The sequence below is a fragment of the Nonomuraea sp. NPDC004702 genome, from assembly GCF_053601695.1.
Map to the genome: position 1 here is coordinate 1 of NZ_JBSGCE010000113.1, position 17,764 is coordinate 17,764.

The window sequence follows — 17,764 nt, forward strand, 5'->3', positions numbered from 1 at the left end:
CCCAACGCGTCCGCATGCACCTTGCCGTGCTCGGCCGAGATCAACGCGGCCAGCTCGTCACGATGGGCGTACATCAGCTCACGGAACCGGAACAGCACCTGCGCCCGCTTGACGAGCGAGGCGTCGCGCCAGGCGGGGAAGGCCGCGACCGCCGCGGCGACCGCGGCGTCGACGTCGGCGGCCGAGGCCAGCCGCACGTGGCCGCTGACCTCCCCGGTCGCCGGGTTGAAGATCTCCGCCGTGCGGCTGTCGCCGTCGACCGGAGATCCGTTGATCCAGTGCTTGACCGACTTCACTGAGCTGCTGCCTCTGCGTTGATGACTTCGAGTGCGTTGACGATGATCCCCAGGCCCTCGGCGGCCTCCTCCACCGTGAGGGTGAGGGGCGGAGCCATGCGGATGGCGGTGCCGTACAGGCCGCCCTTGCCGGCGAGCAGGCCCGCCTTCTTGGTCTCCTCCATGAAGCGGACGGCCTGGGCGGGGCTCTCCAGCTCGACGGCGAACATCAGGCCCTTGCCGCGCACGTCCTTGACGATCGGCAGGCGCTCGGCCGCCTCCTTGAGGCCGCCGATGATGAGGTCGCCGGTCCGCGCCGCGTTGGCCTGGAGGTCGTGGTCGAGGACGTAGTCGAGGGTGGCGTTCGCGGCGGCCATGGAGATGGGGTTGCCGCCGAAGGTGGACAGGCCCACCGCGTGCGGGGCGTCCATCAGGTCGCCGCGGGCGACGATGCCGCCGACCGCGAAGCCGTTGCCCAGGCCCTTGGCGAACGTGATCATGTCGGGGGTCACGCCGTGGTTCTGGATGCCGAAGAACGCGCTGCCCGTACGGCCCCAGCCGGTCTGCACCTCATCGGAGATGAGCAGGATGCCCTGCTCGTCCAGGACCTCCTTGTAGGCGGCGAACAGCCCGTCGGGGGCCATGGTGAAGCCGCCCACGCCCTGGATCGGCTCGGCGATCAGCGCCGCCACGTCGTTGGAGACGGAGGTGGCCAGCACGTGGCGCAGGTCGTCCACGCACGCCTTGATGTAGTCGGCGTCGGACAGGCCCTTGAACTGGGTGAGGTGCCGGTCGGCGCCGTGCAGGAAGTGCACGTTGAGCGGGGAGAGCGAGTTGTTCTTCCACGCCCGGTTGGAGGTGACGCTGACCGCGCCGAAGCTGCGCCCGTGGTAGCTCTGCCGCATGGCGAGCACCTGGTCGGTCCTGCGGGCGTAGGTCGCGAGGAGGAGGGCGGTCTCGTTGGCCTCCGTCCCGGAGTTGGTGAAGAACACCTTGGCGTCGGGGATGCCGGAGAGCCGGGCGATCTTCTCGGCGAGTTCGACCTGGCCGCGCAGCAGGTAGACGGTACTGGTGTGCACCACGCCCGTGGCGAGCTGGCGCTCGACGGCGTCCCGCACCTCGGGCACGTCGTACCCGATCATGTTGGTCAGGATCCCGGCGAAGAAGTCCAGGTAGCTCTTGCCGTCGGCGTCGATGACACGATTGCCCTTGCCGCTGACGATCTCGATGGGCTCGTTGTAGTTGAGGGCCAGCCAGTTCGGCATCACTGCCCGGTGGCGCGCGAGAAGCTCCGACATGCTACCGAGTATCCCGTTCCCCCGGCCTTCCTGGCAGCGGCAGGCTGTCGGCGGGGGGTCAAATCCCCTTACAAACTGTAAGTCCTCCCCCTAGGGGATCCCCCGTGCGCCTACGGGCGTACGCGCCGGCCCCCCGGTACGCCGCCAGAGGCATCACGATTGACCACTCGCGGGCGACGACCCGGCGGGCCCCGCTCGGCCACCATCGGACCATCGACGAACCGAGGAGACCGAAGATGACCGTCACCATCGACCTGCGCCCCGGGCGCCCCGAGGCGCCCGCCGGGCCGCCCAAGCTCGACCGCGACCAGCTCCGCCGCGCCCAGCAGGACACCCTGGACACCCCGCGGATGCACTACAGCCTGCTGGCCCGGATGATGTTCAAGCCCGTCGACCTCATGTACGGCAGGAAGGGCTCCTACACGAAGTTCGCCATGCTGGAGATCATCGCGCGGGTGCCGTACCAGGCGTGGGAGCGGATGGGATACTGGGCCGTCCACCGGCACGCCGGGCGGTCGGCCCTGGCCAGGAGGGTCTTCGAGCGCATCGTCGAGGCCCGCGCCGACCAGGACAACGAGCAGTGGCACCTGCTGATCATGCAGGACCTGGTGCAGCGCGCCGGGCAGCGGCAGAACTGGCTGCTGCACAAGGCGGCGCCGTGGTTGATCGCGTTCTTCTACTACCACGTGTCCTGGGTGCTGTTCGTGGTCCGGCCGGACTGGAGCTACCGGCTCAACGCCGAGTTCGAGGACCACGCCGAGCACGAGTACATGACGTTCGTGGCCGAGAACCCCGACCTGGACTTCGTGCCCGACCCCGGCACGTACGCCGACGAGTACGGCCGCTACCGCTCGGTGGCCGACCTGCTCCGGCAGATCGGCCACGACGAGCGCACGCACAAGCTCGACAGCCTGGAGAGCATGCGTGAGCCCCGCGTCCGCTAGACCTTGGCCGGTTCGGGAGCCGCGACGGGCGCGGCCGGGCGCAGCACGGCCAGCGCGAGCAGCGCGGCGGCGACGCTGAACCCGGCCCCGACCCACGAGCCGAAGTGCACGGCCACGGTGAAGGCCCGGTCGGCGACCTCGCCGAGCCCGACCTGTTCGGCGACCCCGATCGACTCGCGGGCCGCCGCGGGCGCGTCGAGCGGCATCTCCGCGGTGTAGACGCCGGCCAGCACGCTGCCGAGCACGGCGATGCTCATGGCCAGGCCCACCTGCTGCACGGTGTCGTTGAGCGCGGAGCCGACGCCCGCGTGCTCCAGCGGGATGGCCCCCATCAGCGAGGCGTAGGCGGAGGGACCGGCCAGGCCGGCTCCCGCGCCCATCAGCACCAGCCCGCCCATCAGCGGCAGGTAGCCGGTGGTGAGCGCCATCACGACGAACCCGACGGCCATGATCAGCAGCCCGGCCGAGATCAGCACCCGGTTGGACACCTTCTTGCCCAGCGCCGCGCCGACGCCGTTGAACACGACGGCCGCCACCGCCTGGGGCAGCATGGCCAGGCCCGCCTGGAGCTCGCCGTATCCCAGCACGAACTGCAGGTACTGGGTCAGCATGAGCATCACGGCGCCCGCGCCGAACGACATCAGCAGGATCGAGAAGGACGCGCCGCTGAAGTTGCGGTTGCGGAACAGCTGCAGCGGCAGCATCGGGTGCTCGGCCCGCCGCTCCCAGACGACGAACGCGGCCAGCGCGACCACCGCCACCGCGATGAGGGCGACGTTCCACTCGCGTTCGATGATCACGTAGACGGCCGAGGTCAGGCCGACGATCGAGAGCACCACGCCCACCGGGTCGATCCGCCGCCCGGTGCTGCGGGTCTCGGGCATCAGCACGAACGCGGCCACGATGGCCAGCGCGGCGATCGGGATGTTGAGCAGGAAGACCGAGCCCCACCAGTAGTGCTCCAGCAGGAAGCCGCCCAGCGTCGGGCCGGCGATCACGCCGAGCATCGCCACGCTTCCCCAGATGGCCATGGCCTTGCGCCGCTCGTCCTCCTCGAAGACGGTCATGAGGATGGACAGCGTCGAGGGCATCAGGATCGAGCCGCCGACCCCCATCAGGGCCCGCGCGCCGATCACCTGCCAGGGCTCGGCGGCCAGCACGGCCAGCAGCGACGCGCCGCCGAAGAAGGCCAGGCCGATGACGAGGAAGCGGCGGCGGCCGTACCGGTCGGAGAGACTTCCCGCGGTCAGCAGCAGGCCGGCGAAGACCAGTACGTAGGCGTCGAGGATCCACTGGATGTCGGACGGCGTCGCGCCCAGCTCCTCGATCAGGGACGGGATCGCCAGGTTCAGCACGGCTCCGTCCACCGTGAGGACCAGCAGCGAGAGGCAGAGCACGACAAGGACCCACCAGCGTCGGGGGTCTCGTACAGCGTTCGAGTTCACTCGCACAGCGTACGACAACTCTCGCACACTGTGCGAGAGCATTTATCCTGGGAGCATGACCGGCAAGCAGTTCACCTCTGTCTGGTTCCGCGAGCCCCGCAAGGCCGCCACCCCGGGCCGCAGCCGCGAGGAGATCGTCCGGGCCGCGCTGGAGCTGCTCGACCAGGAGGGGATGGCCGGGCTGAGCATGCGCAAGCTCGGCGCGAAGCTGGGCGCCGGCGCCACCAGCCTCTACTGGTACGTCGCCAACAAGGACGAACTGCTCGAACTGGCCTACGACCAGGTCTGGGCCGAGATGACCGTCCTCGACGCCGAGGAGGTGGGCTGGCGCGACGCCGCCTCGGCCATGGCGTACGGCATGCGCGCGGTCATGCTGCGGCACCCGTGGTCGGCCGACCTCCTCGGCCGGGTGCCCGCGCTCGGCCCGCACGCCCTGTCGGCCTCCGACCGGATGCGCAGGATCTTCAGGGTGGCCGGCTTCCACGGCCTCGACGTCGACTACGCCGTGGCCGCCGTCACCGCCTTCGTCTACGGCATGACCCTGCCCGAGATCGCCTGGGACGCCACCGCGAAGGACTCCGACTACGACGCCGAGGAGATGCGCGGCATGGTCGCCAAGGCCGCGGCCGACTTCCCCGACATGCTGGAGAGCATGGCCATGGGGGCGTACCAGGATCCGCAGGTGCTCCGGGCCACGGCGTTCGACTTCGGGCTCGTGTCGGTGCTCGACGGCCTTGAGCGGCGGCTGGCGACGTAGCAGGATCCGGGCATGAGCGATTTCCGCGCCGCCCGCGATCTTCTCCTGAGCGCCGACTACCCCACGGCCCGACGCGACTTCCGCTGGCCGCGGGCCGAGCGGTTCAACTGGGCGCTCGACTGGTTCGACGGGGTGCTGGCCGCCGAGACCCCGCAGGCCGCGGCCCTGACCATCGTGAACCCCGGCAGCCGGGTCTCCCACACCTTCGCCGAGTTGTCGGCCCGCTCCAACCAGGTCGCCAACTGGCTGCACGAGCAGGGCGTGCGCCGGGGCGACCGCGTCCTGCTCATGCTGGGCAACCAGACCGAGCTGTGGGAGTCCCTGCTGGCGGCCATGAAGCTCGGGGCGGTGGTCATCCCGGCCACGACCCTGCTGACGGCCAAGGACATCGGCGAACGCCTCGACCGCGGCCAGGTCGCCCACGTGATCGCCAACGCCGCCGACGCGGGCAAGTTCGGCGCCGGCGAGTTCACCAGGATCGCGGTCGGCGACGCGTACGGGTGGCTGCCGTACCACGAGGCGTACGACGCCCACGAACGGTTCACCCCCGACGCCCCCACCCTGGCCGGCGACCCCCTGCTGCTCTACTTCACCTCCGGCACGACCTCCCGCCCCAAGCTGGTCGAGCACACCCACGCCTCCTACCCGGCCGGCCACCTGTCCACGATGTTCTGGATCGGCCTGCGCCCCGGCGACGTGCACCTCAACGTCTCCTCCCCCGGCTGGGCCAAGCACGCCTGGAGCAACGTGTTCGCCCCCTGGAACGCCGGGGCGACCGTGCTCATCCACAACTACGAGCGCTTCGCCGCCCGCGCGTTGCTGGAGGTGCTGTGCGACGAGCGGGTCACCACGTTCTGCGCGCCCCCGACCGTGTGGCGGATGCTCATCCAGGAGGACCTGGCGGCCTGGAAGCTGCCGTTGCGCACGGCCGTGGCCGCGGGCGAGCCGCTCAACCCCGAGATCATCGACCAGGTCGCCAAGGCGTGGGGCATCACCATCCGCGACGGCTACGGCCAGACCGAGACCACCGCCCAGATCGGCAACGTACCGGACGAGCCGGTCAAGCCCGGATCGATGGGACGCCCGCTGCCCGGCTACGACATCGTGCTCATCGACCCCGTCACCGGCGAGCCCGGCGACGACGGCGAGATCTGCCTGCCGCTCGACCCCCGCCCTCTGGGCCTGATGGCCGGGTACGTCGGCGGCTCCGCCGAGGCCATGCGCGACGGTTTCTACCACACCGGCGACGTCGCCACCCGTGACCAGGACGGCTACATCACCTACGTCGGCCGGACCGACGACGTCTTCAAGGCCTCCGACTACCGCATCTCGCCGTTCGAGCTGGAGAGCGTGCTGCTGGAGCATCCCGCGGTGGCCGAGGCCGCCGTCGTGCCCGCCCCCGACCCGGTGCGCCTGGCGGTGCCGAAGGCGTACGTGATGCTGGCCCCCGGGTTCGAGGCCGGCGCCGACACCGCGCGGTCGATCTTCGAGCACTGCCGCCGGGAGCTGGCGCCGTACAAGCGGGTACGCCGGCTGGAGTTCGCCGAGCTGCCCAAGACGATCTCGGGCAAGATCCGGCGGGTGGAGTTGCGGGTGCGCGAACCCCGAGGCGAGTACCGCGAGGAGGAGTTCAATCTGTGACAGTGTGTATATGGCTGTTTGACCGTTCTTACAGGTTGATCGGCTAGGCTCGCCCCGTGCTGCCCACCATTGCCGACGTCCTCGCCCTGGAGACCGTGCGCCGGGGCGGCCCGCGCGTGGTCGCGGGCGCCGACCGGCTCGACACCAAGGTGCGGTGGGTGCACGTCGGCGAGATCGCCGACATCGCCCATCTGCTGCGCGGCGGCGAGCTGGTGCTCACCACGGGCGTCGCGCTGCCCGACGACCCGGAGAAGCTCGCCGACTACGTGGGCGAGCTCGCCTCCGTGGGCGCCTCCGGGCTGATCGTGGAGCTCGGCCGCAGGTTCCTGCGCGAGCTGCCGCGGGCGGTGGTCAAGTCCGCCGAGGAGCACGGTCTGCCGGTCATCGTGCTGGCCCGCGAGACGCCGTTCGTGCAGATCACCGAGTCCGTGCACGCCCGGATCATCGACATCCAGCTTGAGGAGCTGCGCGCCTCCGAGCAGTTGCACGAGGTGTTCACCGAGCTGTCGGTCGAGGGCGCCTCGCCCGCCGAGGTGCTCACCCAGGTCGCCCGGCTGTCCGGCCGCCCGGTGCTGCTGGAGAACCTCGCCCACCAGGTGCTGGCCTGCGAGTCCGCGGGCCGCGACGCCGGCGCGCTGCTGGCCGGCTGGGAGACCAGGTCGCGCGGCGTGGCCCCGGCCGAGCGCACCGCCTACGACCCCGCCTCGGGCTGGCTGGTCACCACCGTCGGCGCGCGCGGCCAGGACTGGGGGCGGCTGATCCTCATCTGCGAGACGCCGCCGACCCCACGCGAGATGGTGCTGGCCGAACGCGCCGCCACCACCCTCGCCCTCGGCCGCCTGCTGGAACGCCACCAGGAGTCCCTGGAACGCCAGGCCCACGGCACGATCATCACCGGCATCCTGACCCACGCCTACGCCGACCCCGACGAGGCCGCCGCCCGCGCCCGCGCGGTCGGCGTGCCGCTGACCGGGCGCAAGCTGATCAGCGTCGTCATCAGGCCGACCGAGCCCGTCGACCAGGCGCTCGACGGCCAGGCACAGCTCGGCGAGCTGGCCGAGGCCACCGCCGCCGCCTGCCGCGACGCCCGCCTGCCCGCCCTGGTGGGCGCGCTCGACCAGGAGCGGGTCGGCGTCCTGCTGCCGCTTCCGCCGCGTACCGGCGCCGAGCCCGCGCTGACCGCGCTCGCCGAGCGGCTGCGCATGCTGTGGCGGCCCGGCTCGGCGTTCGTGCTGGCCGCGGGGTCGGTGGTGGAGTCCATCCGGGACGTACGGCGCAGCTTCCTCGAAGCCGAGCAGGTCGCCGACGTGGCCGTGCGCCAGCCGGACGGCCGCGCCTTCTACCGCCTGCCCGACCTGCGCCTGCGCGGCCTGCTCCACCTGCTGCGCGACGACGCGCGGCTGCAGACGTTCGCCGAGCGCGAGCTGGGCCCGCTGCTGGCGCACGACGCCCAGCGCGGCGGCGACCTCACCCGGATCCTGCGCACCTACCTCGACGCGGGCCGCAACAAGGCCGTGGCCGCCCAGAAGGCCCACCTGTCCAGGCCCGCCTTCTACGACCGCCTGCGCCGCCTCGAACGCATCCTCGACACCGACCTCGACGACGTCGAGTCATGCCTGTCACTGCACGTCGCGCTGCTGGCGCTGGAGTCGTTCCGCAGGGAGAACCGTTGAGAGCTCGTGATCACGGCATCGTCATCGGCACCGGCGTCCCCGGTCCGCTGAACGCGATCACCGACGTGCCCGGCGTGCTCGTCGGCCACACCACGCTGACCGAGGGCACCGCCCGTACGGGGGTCACCGTCGTCCGTCCCGGCCCCGGCCCGGCCTACGACTCCCCCGTCTACGCCGGCTACCACTGGCTCAACGGCAACGGCGAGATGACCGGCCTGCCCTACCTGGACGACTTCGGCCTGCTGCACTCGCCGATCGGGCTGACCAACACCTTCTCCGTCGGCGTGGTGCGCGACGCGCTGGTCTCCCTGGAGATCGGCGGCCGGGGCGGGAGCGCGTGGTCGCTGCCGGTGGTCGCCGAGACCTGGGACGGCCGGCTCAACGACATCGACGCCCGGCACGTCCGCCAGGAGCACGTCGAACGGGCCTACCACGGCGCCTCGGCGGGCCCGGTGCCCGAGGGCTCGGTCGGCGGCGGCACCGGCATGATCTGCCACGGCTTCAAGGGCGGCATCGGCACCGCGTCCCGCGTGACCGGCGACTACACGGTCGGCGTGCTCGTGCAGGCCAACCACGGCAGCCGCGACCGGCTCACCGTCAACGGCCGCCCGATCGTCATGGACGACGTGCCCCGCCCCGGCGGCCCCGAGGGCGCGGGATCGATCATCGCCGTGGTCGCCACGGACGCGCCGCTCCTCCCCCACCAGTGCCGCAAGCTCGCCCAGCGCGCCGGGCTCGGCGTGGCCAGGACGGGCGGCGCCGGCGAGAGCAGCAGCGGCGACGGCTTCGTCTGCTTCGCCACCGGCAACCGCGGCCTGCCCTCCAACGCCCTCGACGACAAGGGCTCCGGCGTGTTCGAGGTGCGCGTGCTGGCCGACGCCCGTCTCGACCCGCTCTTCCACGCCGCGATCGAGGCCACGGAGGAGGCCATCGTCAACGCGCTGGTCGCCGCCGGTACGATGACCGGCGCGAACGGCTTCACCGCCTACGCACTCGACGGCGCCCGCCTCGCCGACCTGGTGAAATGAGCAACATGTCTGACGTCCTGATGCCCGACCTCGAAGACCTCGGCCGCATGATCGCGACCGCCGGCGCGTTCGCCGTGCCCGTGCACGACGTGCGGCTGACCCCCGACGAGCTCGACCCCGAGCAGATCGTCGCCGGCGACCCGGCCACGTCGTCGCTGGAGCTCGGCGACGGCAGGGGCATCTGGGAGATCACCCCGGGTGTCGTCACCGACGTCGAGACCGACGAGATCTTCGTGGTGCTGTCCGGCCGCGCCACGATCGCCGTCGAGGGCGGCACCACCATCGAGGTCGGCCCCGGCGACGTGTGCCTGCTGGCCGAGGGCGCGCGCACGACGTGGATCGTGCACGAGACGCTGCGCAAGGTGTACCAGTCCCGACAGTCCAAGCAGTCCAAGCAGTCCGAGTAGTCCGAGTAGTCCCAAAAGTCCGAGTAGTCCGGAAAGTCCGAGTAGTCCGGAAAGTCCGAGTAGTCCGGAAAGTCCGAGTAGTCCGGGCGACCCCGCTAGAACCCCATCGCCGCGCGCACCTCCGCCAGCGTGCGGACCGCCCGCTCCCGGGCCCGCTCGTTGCCCTGCGCCAGCACCTGACGGACGTCGGCCTCGGTGTGCTCGCGCCGCCGCCGCCTGATCGGGCGCAGGAACTCGTTGACCGCCTCGGTGGTCAGCGCCTTGAGCGCGGCGGCCCCGCCGTCGCCGATCTCGTCGGCGATCTCCCGGGGCGGGCGGCCGAGGCAGAGCCCGGCCAGCGTGAGCAGGTTCGCCACGCCGGGCCGGTGCGCCTCGTCGAAGGTGATCAGGCGGTCGGAGTCGGTGCGGGCCCTGCGGATGAGGGCGGCGGTCTCGTCCTCGGTGGCCGCCAGGGCGATGGCGTTGCCGCGGCTCTTGCTCATCTTGCCGCCGTCCAGGCCCATGAGCAGCGGACGCTCGCCCAACATGGCCTCGGGCAGCGGGAACACCTCGCCGTACCGCTCGTTGAAGCGCCGCGCGACCAGCCGCGCCACCTCCACGTGCGGAAGCTGGTCGCGGCCCACGGGCACCAGCGTGCCCTTGCAGAACAGGATGTCGGCGGCCTGGTGCACCGGATAGGTGAACAGCAGGCCGCTCACCGCGCGCCGGGCGCTGTGCGCGATCTCGTCCTTCACCGTCGGGTTGCGGCTCAGCTCCGCCACCGACACCAGGCTCAGGAACGGCAGCAGGAGCTGGTTCAGCTCCGGGATCGCGCTGTGCTGGAAGATCGTGACCTTGCCCGGGTCGAGGCCGACGGCCAGGTAGTCGAGGAGCACCTCGGTGATGTTGCGCTGGATCTCGCCGGGCAGGTCGCGGTCGGTGATCACCTGGTAGTCGGCGATCAGCACGTACGTCCGGTAACGGTCCTGCAGCTCCACCCGGTTGGCGAGGGTGCCGAAATAGTGGCCCAGATGCAGGCGTCCGGTCGGACGGTCGCCGGTCAGGACGACGTCGTTCACGATGGGTCTCTCCTTCAGGTGTGCCGCCGCCTGAGGGGAGCCCGCACGCACGGAAAAGGGCCGCCACCAGGACGGCCCAGCATGGGGAATCAGCGGCCGTCTGCCGGCCGCCACCACATGCTGATACGGGTCATAGCTCAATGTTATCTGGGCTGGGTGTCAATCTCGTAACCTCTTGAGCAGTTTGGTGCGTTCGGCTGACTCCGGGACCTTGATCTCGTCAGGATGGTTCGGTCCCTTTTCCGCCCTCTGGAGAGTTCATGTCTCGACGCACCCTCGCCGGCGGCCTGGCCATAGCCGCCACGATCACCGTCACCACGCTGCCCGCCTCGGCGGCGCAGCTCGCGGTGAAGTTCCCGTCGGCCAGTTTCCCGCTGGGCGCCCGGCCTGCCGCCACCAAGACGCTGACCGCCGTGACGCAGGGCATCGACCTGTACGACGTGAAGGCGGGCAGCTCCACCGACGGCTACACGGTGACCGTGCTCATGCCGAGCGGCCGCGACTACGGCGCGCTGGAGACCGCCCAGGCCAAGGTCGCCGAGGTCGAGGCGGCCGGGGAGGCGCCGAGCCTGCAGAAGGTGATCCGGCCGAGCGTGGCCGACGCGCCCTCCCAGACCGTCTACATGGTCCGCGTGGGCCTGTGGTCCTTCAAGGACAAGGCGAAGGCCGACGAGACCGCCAAGGCGCTCAAGGAAGCCGGGCTGAAGGTCAAGGTCGACTACCTCGGCGACGACGGCCTCAAGACCACCGGCCCCTGGGACGCCAAGGTCGTCATGATCGACTCCCGGACGTTCCGCGGCTCGTACGCCGCCTCCCTCGGCGCCAGCGTCGCCGCGCGCGAGACGGTCTCCTCGATGGCCAAGGCGCGCAACGCGGTGGTCGGCGTCAACGGCGGCTTCTTCAACATCCACACCGCCAAGAACCTGCGCGGCGAGCCCGTCGGCGCCTCCGTGGTGGCCGGCCGACTGCTCAGCGAGGCCGTGCCGGGCCGCTCCGCCGTGGTGCTCCAGGGCCGCAGCGTGCGCATCACCGAGCTGAAGACCGCCGTCACCGCCGTCTCCCAGGACGGCGACAAGCTCGTCGTCAACGGCGTCAACCGCGCCGCCGCCACGGACGAGGCCGTGCTCTACACCGAGGAGTACGGCGCCAAGACCCCCACCGGCGGCACCGACGTCGTCCTCGACGCCAACGGCAAGGCGGTCACCGTACGCGCGAGCGGCGCCGCCGTGGCCAAGGGCACCCGGGTGCTGCACGGCCAGGGCGGCGCCGCCGAATGGCTCGACGAGCACGCCTGGGAGGGCTGGACGGTCAAGATCGACACGAAGGTCACCGACCTGCGCACCCGCAAGGCCCTCAAGCTGACCCCCGACCTGAACGTCATCGCCGGCGGCGTCGGCCTGGTGCGCAACGGCCACGTGAAGATCACCGCCAAGCGCGACGGCCACGACTCCGTCAACATGATCCTGCGCCGCCACCCGCGCACCCTCCTCGGCGTCACCAGGAACGGCAGCCTCATCCTGGCCACCATCGACGGCCGCCAGCCCGGCGTGACCATCGGCGCCAACTTCCACGAGGCCGCCCAGTTCATGCGCTGGCTCGGCGCGGTCCAGGCCATCAACCTGGACGGCGGCGGCTCGACCGCGATGGTGGTGTCGAACAAGCTGGTCAACCGGCCATCGGACGGCGTGGAGCGCGGCGTCGGCGACGCCCTCCTCGTCCTTCCCCAGTAGCCGCCGGGGCGCGAGGGGCAGGCTCGCCCCCTCCGCCCCGGCTCTCCCTTCTCAAACACCGCCCCACGGCAGCGGCCCGGCCCCGCCAGGCACCCCCAACCGCCTAAGCTCTCCCTCCGCCAGACACCCCCCACCGCCTCGGCTCTCCCTCCGCCAGACACCCCCACTGCCTCGGCTCTCCGTCGCCTTGCCCCCCACTGCCCCAGCTGTTCTCTCCGCCGGGCATCCCACTCCCCCCGTTGGCGCGGGCGCGGGCCACGTCTCCCGGCCCGGACTTCACGGGCGGGCGTGGGCGGTCCAGTGGGCGAGTTGTTCCCTGGTCGTCACCGTGGCCGGATGCCCGGCCCCCAGCACACGAGCCCTGACCGGCAGCAACGCCGCGCAGAGATCGCGAGCCCCCGCCGCGTCCCCCGCCATCCCCGTCCAGTACGCGAGGTTGGCCCTGGCGGTCAGCGTGTCCGGATGCTCGGCCCCCTGCACCCGCTCCCGCACCGGCACCAACGCCGCATACTGATCCCGCGCCGCGGCAGCCTCCCCCAACTCCCCCGTCCACCGCGCCAGCTCGTGCCGGATCGTCAACGTGTCCGGATGGTCGGGCCCGAGAATGCGCTCCCGGACGGGAAGCAGCGCCGCGTACAGGTCACGGGCGGCCGCCGCGTCCCCCGCCTTCCCCGTCCACTGGGCCAGGCTGGCCCTGGCGGTGAGCGTGTCCGGATGCTCGGGCCCCTGCACCCGCTCCCGTATCGGCACCAACGCCGCGAACTGATCCCGCGCCGCGGCCGCCTCCCCCAGCTCCCCCGTCCACCGCGCCAACTCGTGCCGGACGGTCAACGTGTCCGGATGATGCGGTCCCGACACCCGCTCCCGTACCAGGAGCAACGCCGCGTACTGGTCACGGGCGGCCAGCGCGTCCCCCAGCTCGCCGGTCCACCGGGCCAGCTCGTGCCGGTTGATCAGCGTCGAGGGATGCTCGGGCCCCTGCACCCGCTCCCGCACCGGCAGCAGCGCCGCGTACTGGTCACGGGCCGCGGCCGCGTCCCCGGCCTGCCCGGTCCACTGGGCCAGGTTGGCCTGCGTGGTCAGGGTGTCCGGATGCTCGGGGCCCGACACCCACTGCCGGACGGGCAGCAGCGCCGCGTACTGGTCACGGGCGGCCACCGGATCGCCGGCTCGTCCCGTCCACTGGGCCAGGTTGTGCCGGGTCGTCAGGGTGTGCGGGTGTTCGGGGCCGAGCACCCGTTCGTAGACGGGCAGCAGCTCCAGGTACTGGTCACGCGCCGCCGCCGGGTCGCCCGCCTCGCCCGTCCAGAGCGCCAGCTCGTGCCGGGCCGTCAGCGTGGCGACCTCCTCCGGGCCGAGCGCCGCCGCGAGCGCGTCGGCGATCTCCTGGAACAACGACTTCGCCGTACGGTAGTCGCCGCTGGCCCCCAGATACTGGGCCGTCTTGTCCATGCCGGGCGAGGTCGGCCCGAGCACCGTCCGGATGTGCGGCAGCAGCCTGGCGTACCGCGCCCATCGCGCCTTCTGCGCCGGATTGTCGGGCAGCACGGCCTCCACCAGCACCGCCGCCACCTCCCGCCAACGGCGCTGCGCGCGCAGCGGAAGCTGGTCGAGCGTGACGGCCTGCACCAGCCGGTGCACCGTGACCGTCCCGTCCACGGGCGGACCGATCAGGCTGTGCCCCCGCAACGCGCTCAGCGCCGCATTGATCCTCAACGTGTCCCGCGGCAGCGCCCGCATCATCAGCAACACGCTCGGATGCACGTCCCGCAGCACGCGCGTGCGCGGCCCGGGGATCCGCCCGTAGGCCCGCCGCCGCTGCACGTCCGCCCGGAACAGCTCCCGCGGCGCCCACCGCGCCAGCGGCGAGAGCAGCAGATGGTACGGGATCGCCTCGTGCGCGTAGCAGGACAGCAGCCGCAGCAACGCGATGGCCTGCGGACTCGTCCTGGCCAGCCGCCGGAACGCGAACTGCCATGTGGTGGCCACCCGCTCGCGGTAACCCCACGCCTGCCCCTGCGCCAGCAACTCGGCACGCTGGTGATGCAGCAGATCCAGGTACTCCGACAGCTCCAGCCCCGTCTCTGACATGTAGGCCGCGGCCTGCTCCAGCGCCAGCGGCAGCGCTCCGAGCTCCGCCACCACGGCCGCCGCCGCGACGGTGTCGTCCTGCCCCGTGCTCGCCAGCATCAGCAGCGCCGCCGACTCCAGGTCTAGCACCGGCAGCTCCAGCCCGCGATCCCGCGGCCAGCTCCCGGACCGGCTCGTGATCAGCACGTGCCCCGGCCCCGCCGGCGGCAGCACGGCCCGCACCGCCTCGGCCTCCGGCACGTTGTCGAAGATCAGCAACCACGGTTCGGTACGCGCCGCCAGCGCGGCGTGCACCTGGTCGACCGGGTCCGCCGCGTCCGCGCCCAGCTCCCGTAAGCCCATGAGAGCCGCCAACCGGGCGAACGCCGCCGACAACACCGCTGGATCGGCCGCCGGCAACTGCCAGACGAGCTCGTAGTCGTGCTGATGGCGATAGGCGTACTCCAGCGCGAGACTGGTCTTGCCCACGCCGCCGAGCCCGTGCACGGCCACCACCGCCGGCCGCACCTCGCTGGCCAGCAGCCGCTCGCGCAGCTCCACCACGACCTCGTCCCGCCCGACGAGCTGCGGCGGCCGCGGCGCCAGCTGCACGGGCCGCGTCGCCACCCGGGGCCGCGACGGCAGATGCACGTCCCCGATGACCTCGACATGCCCCCCGGTCACCGCCGTGGACCTGTCCCCGGTCATGGCCAGCCCGGACTCCTGCCGCCCGACCACGATCGACCGCTGCCCCTCAGCCCTCTCGACCGCCCCACCAGCAGCACCACCGACGGCCCCACCACGACCGCCACCATCGCCAACGCCACCCGGCCCACTACCGCGCCCGCCACCGGGCCCAGCCGCACCGGCACCCGTACCGACAGCACCCTGACCAGCCTCATCGGACCCCGAGCCATCAGAACCGGCACCAGCCCGCCCGGCCCCCTCGCTCTCCGGACCGCTCTCACCGCCGCCGGTGGGCGCCATGGCCGCCCGAAGCTGCACCCACAACCCGACCCCGGCGATGAACAACCCCGCGACACCCACGAACATGCTGACGACGCTGGCCCGCTTGTCCAGCATCTCCAGCTGTAACGGCTCGGCGAAGAACCCCACGACCCCCGCGGCCACCAACCCGACGGAGATCGACGCGAACGTCCACGCCAGCAGCCGACGGCTACGACGCGCTGACTGCCTGGAAGGGGGAGAAACGGTCACTCTAATAGAGTTACCCGATTACGTTCAGTATCCCAGCGAGATTATCAGGACCATGAACAACCCCTGACCTTGCCCAACCGCCATCCGGCGCACAACATCACCGATCACCGGCCCCAGACTCGTGCCGCCGCTCAACCCCGACGACCCGGCACCAGCTTCCTTGCCACCCCGCCACGCCGTCCGCTCCGGACCCGCCGACTTTCCAACCGCTTCACCCAGCCGGACGGCGACCGAGACGCCCGCGGGCCCCCGCGCGGCCGACCCTCCGGTGAATCTCAGCCTTGTGACCCCATCGGCGGCGGCTCGACGAGGTGATGAAGGATCCGCTGCCGCATCGACCGGCGTTCCAACGCCCGCCGAACCTCCTCCACCACGGCCGTCATCGCGTACGGGAGCTCGCCGTCCAGCTCGGCGACCGTCTGGTGGGTGGCACGCCACTCCGCCTCCAGGAACGGCACCAGCGCCCGGCCGCGCTCGGTCAGGTCGATCCGGCGGGTGCGCGCGTCGGGCCCCGGCTCCGAGGTGACGAGACCCTCCTTGCGCATGGCGGCGACGGTCTGACTGATCGCGGAGTGCGAACGGTTCAGGGACTTCGCGAGCTCGCGAATGGTCAGCGGCCCCGCGTGGGCGAGCCGGATGAGCGGATAGGCGAATCGAGTGCGCACCCCGTCGAGGCCACGCTCCAGGTAGACCTGTTCGATCTCAGCGTCCATGGCCGCCAGGAGCTCGTGCAGGGAGTGCCAGGGGTCGGGTATCGCGGTGGGGTCCGAAGATGTCACAGTGCTAATATAACAGCGCTGGCATAAACGCCGACCCGCATCCGGCTGCGCAGTGCGCGCCATGCCTCCACCCCTCCAACGGCAGGAGCCCCCTTGTATCCCTCGATCGAACCGTACGAGCACGGCTTGCTCGATGTCGGCGACGGCAACCTCATCTACTGGGAGGTCTGCGGCAACCCCGACGGCAAGCCCGCGGTCGTCGTGCACGGCGGGCCCGGGTCAGGATGTTCGACCGGCTCCCGCCGCAGATTCGACCCGGACCGTTTCCGCATCGTCCTGTTCGACCAGCGCAACTGCGGCCGCAGCCGCCCGCACGCCGCCGACCCGGCCACCGACCTGACCGCCAACACCACCCACAACCTGATCGCCGACATGGAACTGCTGCGCGAGCACCTCGGCATCGACCAGTGGCTGCTGTACGGCGGTTCGTGGGGTTCGACGCTGATCCTGGCCTACGCCGAGACCCATCCCGAGCGGGTGTCGGAGATCGTCATCCCGGCGGTCACCATGACCCGACGCTCCGAGATCGACTGGCTCTACCGGGGCGTCGGCAGGTTCTTCCCGGAGGCGCAAGAACGATTCGTGCAAGGCGTCCCCGACGCCGACAGCGACGGGGACGTGTTCAAGGTGCTGGCGGCGTACTCGCGACTGCTGGCCGACCCCGACCCGAAGGTACGCGAGAAGGCCGCCCACGACTGGGTCACCTGGGAGGACGCGGTGATCTCCCAGGAGACCAACGGCACACCCAACGCCTACAGCAACCGGCCGGACGACGCCATCATGGCCATGACCCGCATCTGCGCCCACTACTTCGCCAACGCCGCCTGGCTGGAAGAGGGCGTGCTCCTACGCAACGCACATCGGCTGGCCGGCATCCCCGGCGCTCTGATCCACGGCCGCCTGGACATGGGCAGCCCTCTCCAGACAGCCTGGGAGCTGACCAAGGTCTGGCCCGACGCCGACCTGCACGTAGTGACAGACTCCGGCCACACCGGCAGCGAATCCTTCAGCAAGATCCTGAACGAGGCCATCGAAACCTTCTCACCCCCCAAACAGAGCTGACCCCTCGGCCCGCCATCACCTCATGGCCGGGGCGCGCTCACAACAAGGGGTGTGAACGGTCGTTTCCAATAACAGACCGCAATTCTCTGCTCATAGCACTGCACGTAAGGGTCGACGACCGGCTCAGATGCCGGCCTGGCCCGAGACGCGCGTACGAAACCGTCCCGGATAACACCAAGCAGCCGGGCATGCTGAATTACTCCGGAAATGCAGAAAGGGCCCCGACCGAAGTCGGAGCCCTTCCCAAAGATTGTCCGGCGGTGACCTACTCTCCCACACCCTCCCGAGTGCAGTACCATCGGCGCAGAGCCGGGCCGGATGCGCGGCCGGGCTGCCCCGGCTGGCCCATCGCGCCTGTCTGGCCGGTCGGCGGCTGGCC

General features: G+C 71.3%; 15 protein-coding genes. 8 read left to right on the forward strand and 7 right to left on the reverse strand.

Annotated elements, in window-relative coordinates:
• Together ACWEJ6_RS51150 and ACWEJ6_RS51155 are read right to left on the reverse strand one after the other, a co-directional pair.
• The coding region (locus tag ACWEJ6_RS51150; protein ID WP_358302983.1) for an aldehyde dehydrogenase family protein at window positions 1-296 on the reverse strand (296 nt) is incomplete at its 3' end.
• On the reverse strand, window positions 293-1,573 hold the full coding sequence (locus tag ACWEJ6_RS51155; RefSeq protein ID WP_358302986.1) for an aspartate aminotransferase family protein: 1,281 nt from the start codon (window positions 1,571-1,573) through the stop codon (window positions 293-295). The genes ACWEJ6_RS51150 and ACWEJ6_RS51155, both read right to left, overlap by 4 nt.
• A gap of 236 nt (window positions 1,574-1,809) precedes the next feature.
• Between ACWEJ6_RS51155 and ACWEJ6_RS51160 the strand changes: the two genes are divergently transcribed.
• A complete protein-coding gene (locus ACWEJ6_RS51160; RefSeq protein ID WP_452432833.1) occupies window positions 1,810-2,517 on the forward strand; it encodes an alternative oxidase in 708 nt (235 codons plus the stop codon).
• Here the strand turns inward: ACWEJ6_RS51160 and ACWEJ6_RS51165 are convergent.
• The gene (locus ACWEJ6_RS51165; protein ID WP_452432834.1) at window positions 2,514-3,962 is read right to left on the reverse strand and encodes an MFS transporter; all 1,449 of its coding nucleotides are present in this window, start codon (window positions 3,960-3,962) and stop codon (window positions 2,514-2,516) included. The genes ACWEJ6_RS51160 and ACWEJ6_RS51165 overlap by 4 nt on opposite strands.
• 55 nt (window positions 3,963-4,017) lie before the next feature.
• Here ACWEJ6_RS51165 and ACWEJ6_RS51170 point away from each other — a divergent pair, with 55 nt between their 5' ends.
• From ACWEJ6_RS51170 to ACWEJ6_RS51190, 5 genes are read left to right on the forward strand one after another with little or no spacing between them, the layout of a single operon-like run.
• On the forward strand, window positions 4,018-4,719 hold the full coding sequence (locus ACWEJ6_RS51170; protein ID WP_452432836.1) for a TetR/AcrR family transcriptional regulator C-terminal domain-containing protein: 702 nt from the start codon (window positions 4,018-4,020) through the stop codon (window positions 4,717-4,719).
• A gap of 12 nt (window positions 4,720-4,731) precedes the next feature.
• A complete protein-coding gene (locus ACWEJ6_RS51175; protein WP_452432837.1) occupies window positions 4,732-6,360 on the forward strand; it encodes an AMP-binding protein in 1,629 nt (542 codons plus the stop codon).
• A gap of 56 nt (window positions 6,361-6,416) precedes the next feature.
• A complete protein-coding gene (locus ACWEJ6_RS51180; RefSeq protein WP_358303001.1) occupies window positions 6,417-8,033 on the forward strand; it encodes a PucR family transcriptional regulator in 1,617 nt (538 codons plus the stop codon).
• The gene (locus ACWEJ6_RS51185) at window positions 8,030-9,061 is read left to right on the forward strand and encodes a DmpA family aminopeptidase (RefSeq protein ID WP_452432838.1); all 1,032 of its coding nucleotides are present in this window, start codon (window positions 8,030-8,032) and stop codon (window positions 9,059-9,061) included. Before ACWEJ6_RS51180 ends, ACWEJ6_RS51185 begins: the two co-directional genes overlap by 4 nt.
• Before the next feature lie 5 nt (window positions 9,062-9,066).
• Window positions 9,067-9,468: a cupin domain-containing protein gene (locus ACWEJ6_RS51190; protein ID WP_452432839.1), complete on the forward strand. Its 402-nt coding sequence runs from the start codon at window positions 9,067-9,069 to the stop codon at window positions 9,466-9,468.
• Between the two features lie 95 nt (window positions 9,469-9,563).
• Here the strand turns inward: ACWEJ6_RS51190 and trpS are convergent, their stop codons facing one another.
• Entirely contained in the window at window positions 9,564-10,526 is a 963-nt protein-coding gene (gene trpS / locus ACWEJ6_RS51195; RefSeq protein ID WP_452432840.1) for a tryptophan--tRNA ligase, read from the reverse strand.
• A gap of 260 nt (window positions 10,527-10,786) precedes the next feature.
• Between trpS and ACWEJ6_RS51200 the strand changes: the two genes are divergently transcribed.
• The gene (locus tag ACWEJ6_RS51200) at window positions 10,787-12,256 is read left to right on the forward strand and encodes a phosphodiester glycosidase family protein (RefSeq protein ID WP_387683388.1); all 1,470 of its coding nucleotides are present in this window, start codon (window positions 10,787-10,789) and stop codon (window positions 12,254-12,256) included.
• 276 nt (window positions 12,257-12,532) lie between these two features.
• On the opposite strand, the gene fxsT is transcribed toward ACWEJ6_RS51200, so the two are convergent.
• The 3 genes from fxsT to ACWEJ6_RS51215 form a co-directional block, all read right to left on the reverse strand.
• Window positions 12,533-15,034 (reverse strand): FxSxx-COOH system tetratricopeptide repeat protein, encoded by a 2,502-nt coding sequence (gene fxsT, locus ACWEJ6_RS51205; RefSeq protein ID WP_452432841.1) that lies wholly within the window; start codon window positions 15,032-15,034, stop codon window positions 12,533-12,535.
• Window positions 15,031-15,228 (reverse strand): hypothetical protein, encoded by a 198-nt coding sequence (locus ACWEJ6_RS51210; RefSeq protein WP_452432843.1) that lies wholly within the window; start codon window positions 15,226-15,228, stop codon window positions 15,031-15,033. The genes fxsT and ACWEJ6_RS51210 overlap by 4 nt, the downstream gene beginning before the upstream one ends.
• Window positions 15,229-15,819: 591 nt before the next feature.
• A complete protein-coding gene (locus ACWEJ6_RS51215; protein ID WP_452432845.1) occupies window positions 15,820-16,323 on the reverse strand; it encodes a MarR family winged helix-turn-helix transcriptional regulator in 504 nt (167 codons plus the stop codon).
• Between the two features lie 93 nt (window positions 16,324-16,416).
• Between ACWEJ6_RS51215 and pip the strand changes: the two genes are divergently transcribed.
• Window positions 16,417-17,385: a prolyl aminopeptidase gene (pip, locus tag ACWEJ6_RS51220; protein ID WP_452432847.1), complete on the forward strand. Its 969-nt coding sequence runs from the start codon at window positions 16,417-16,419 to the stop codon at window positions 17,383-17,385.
• The last annotated feature ends 379 nt before the right edge of the window (window positions 17,386-17,764 follow it).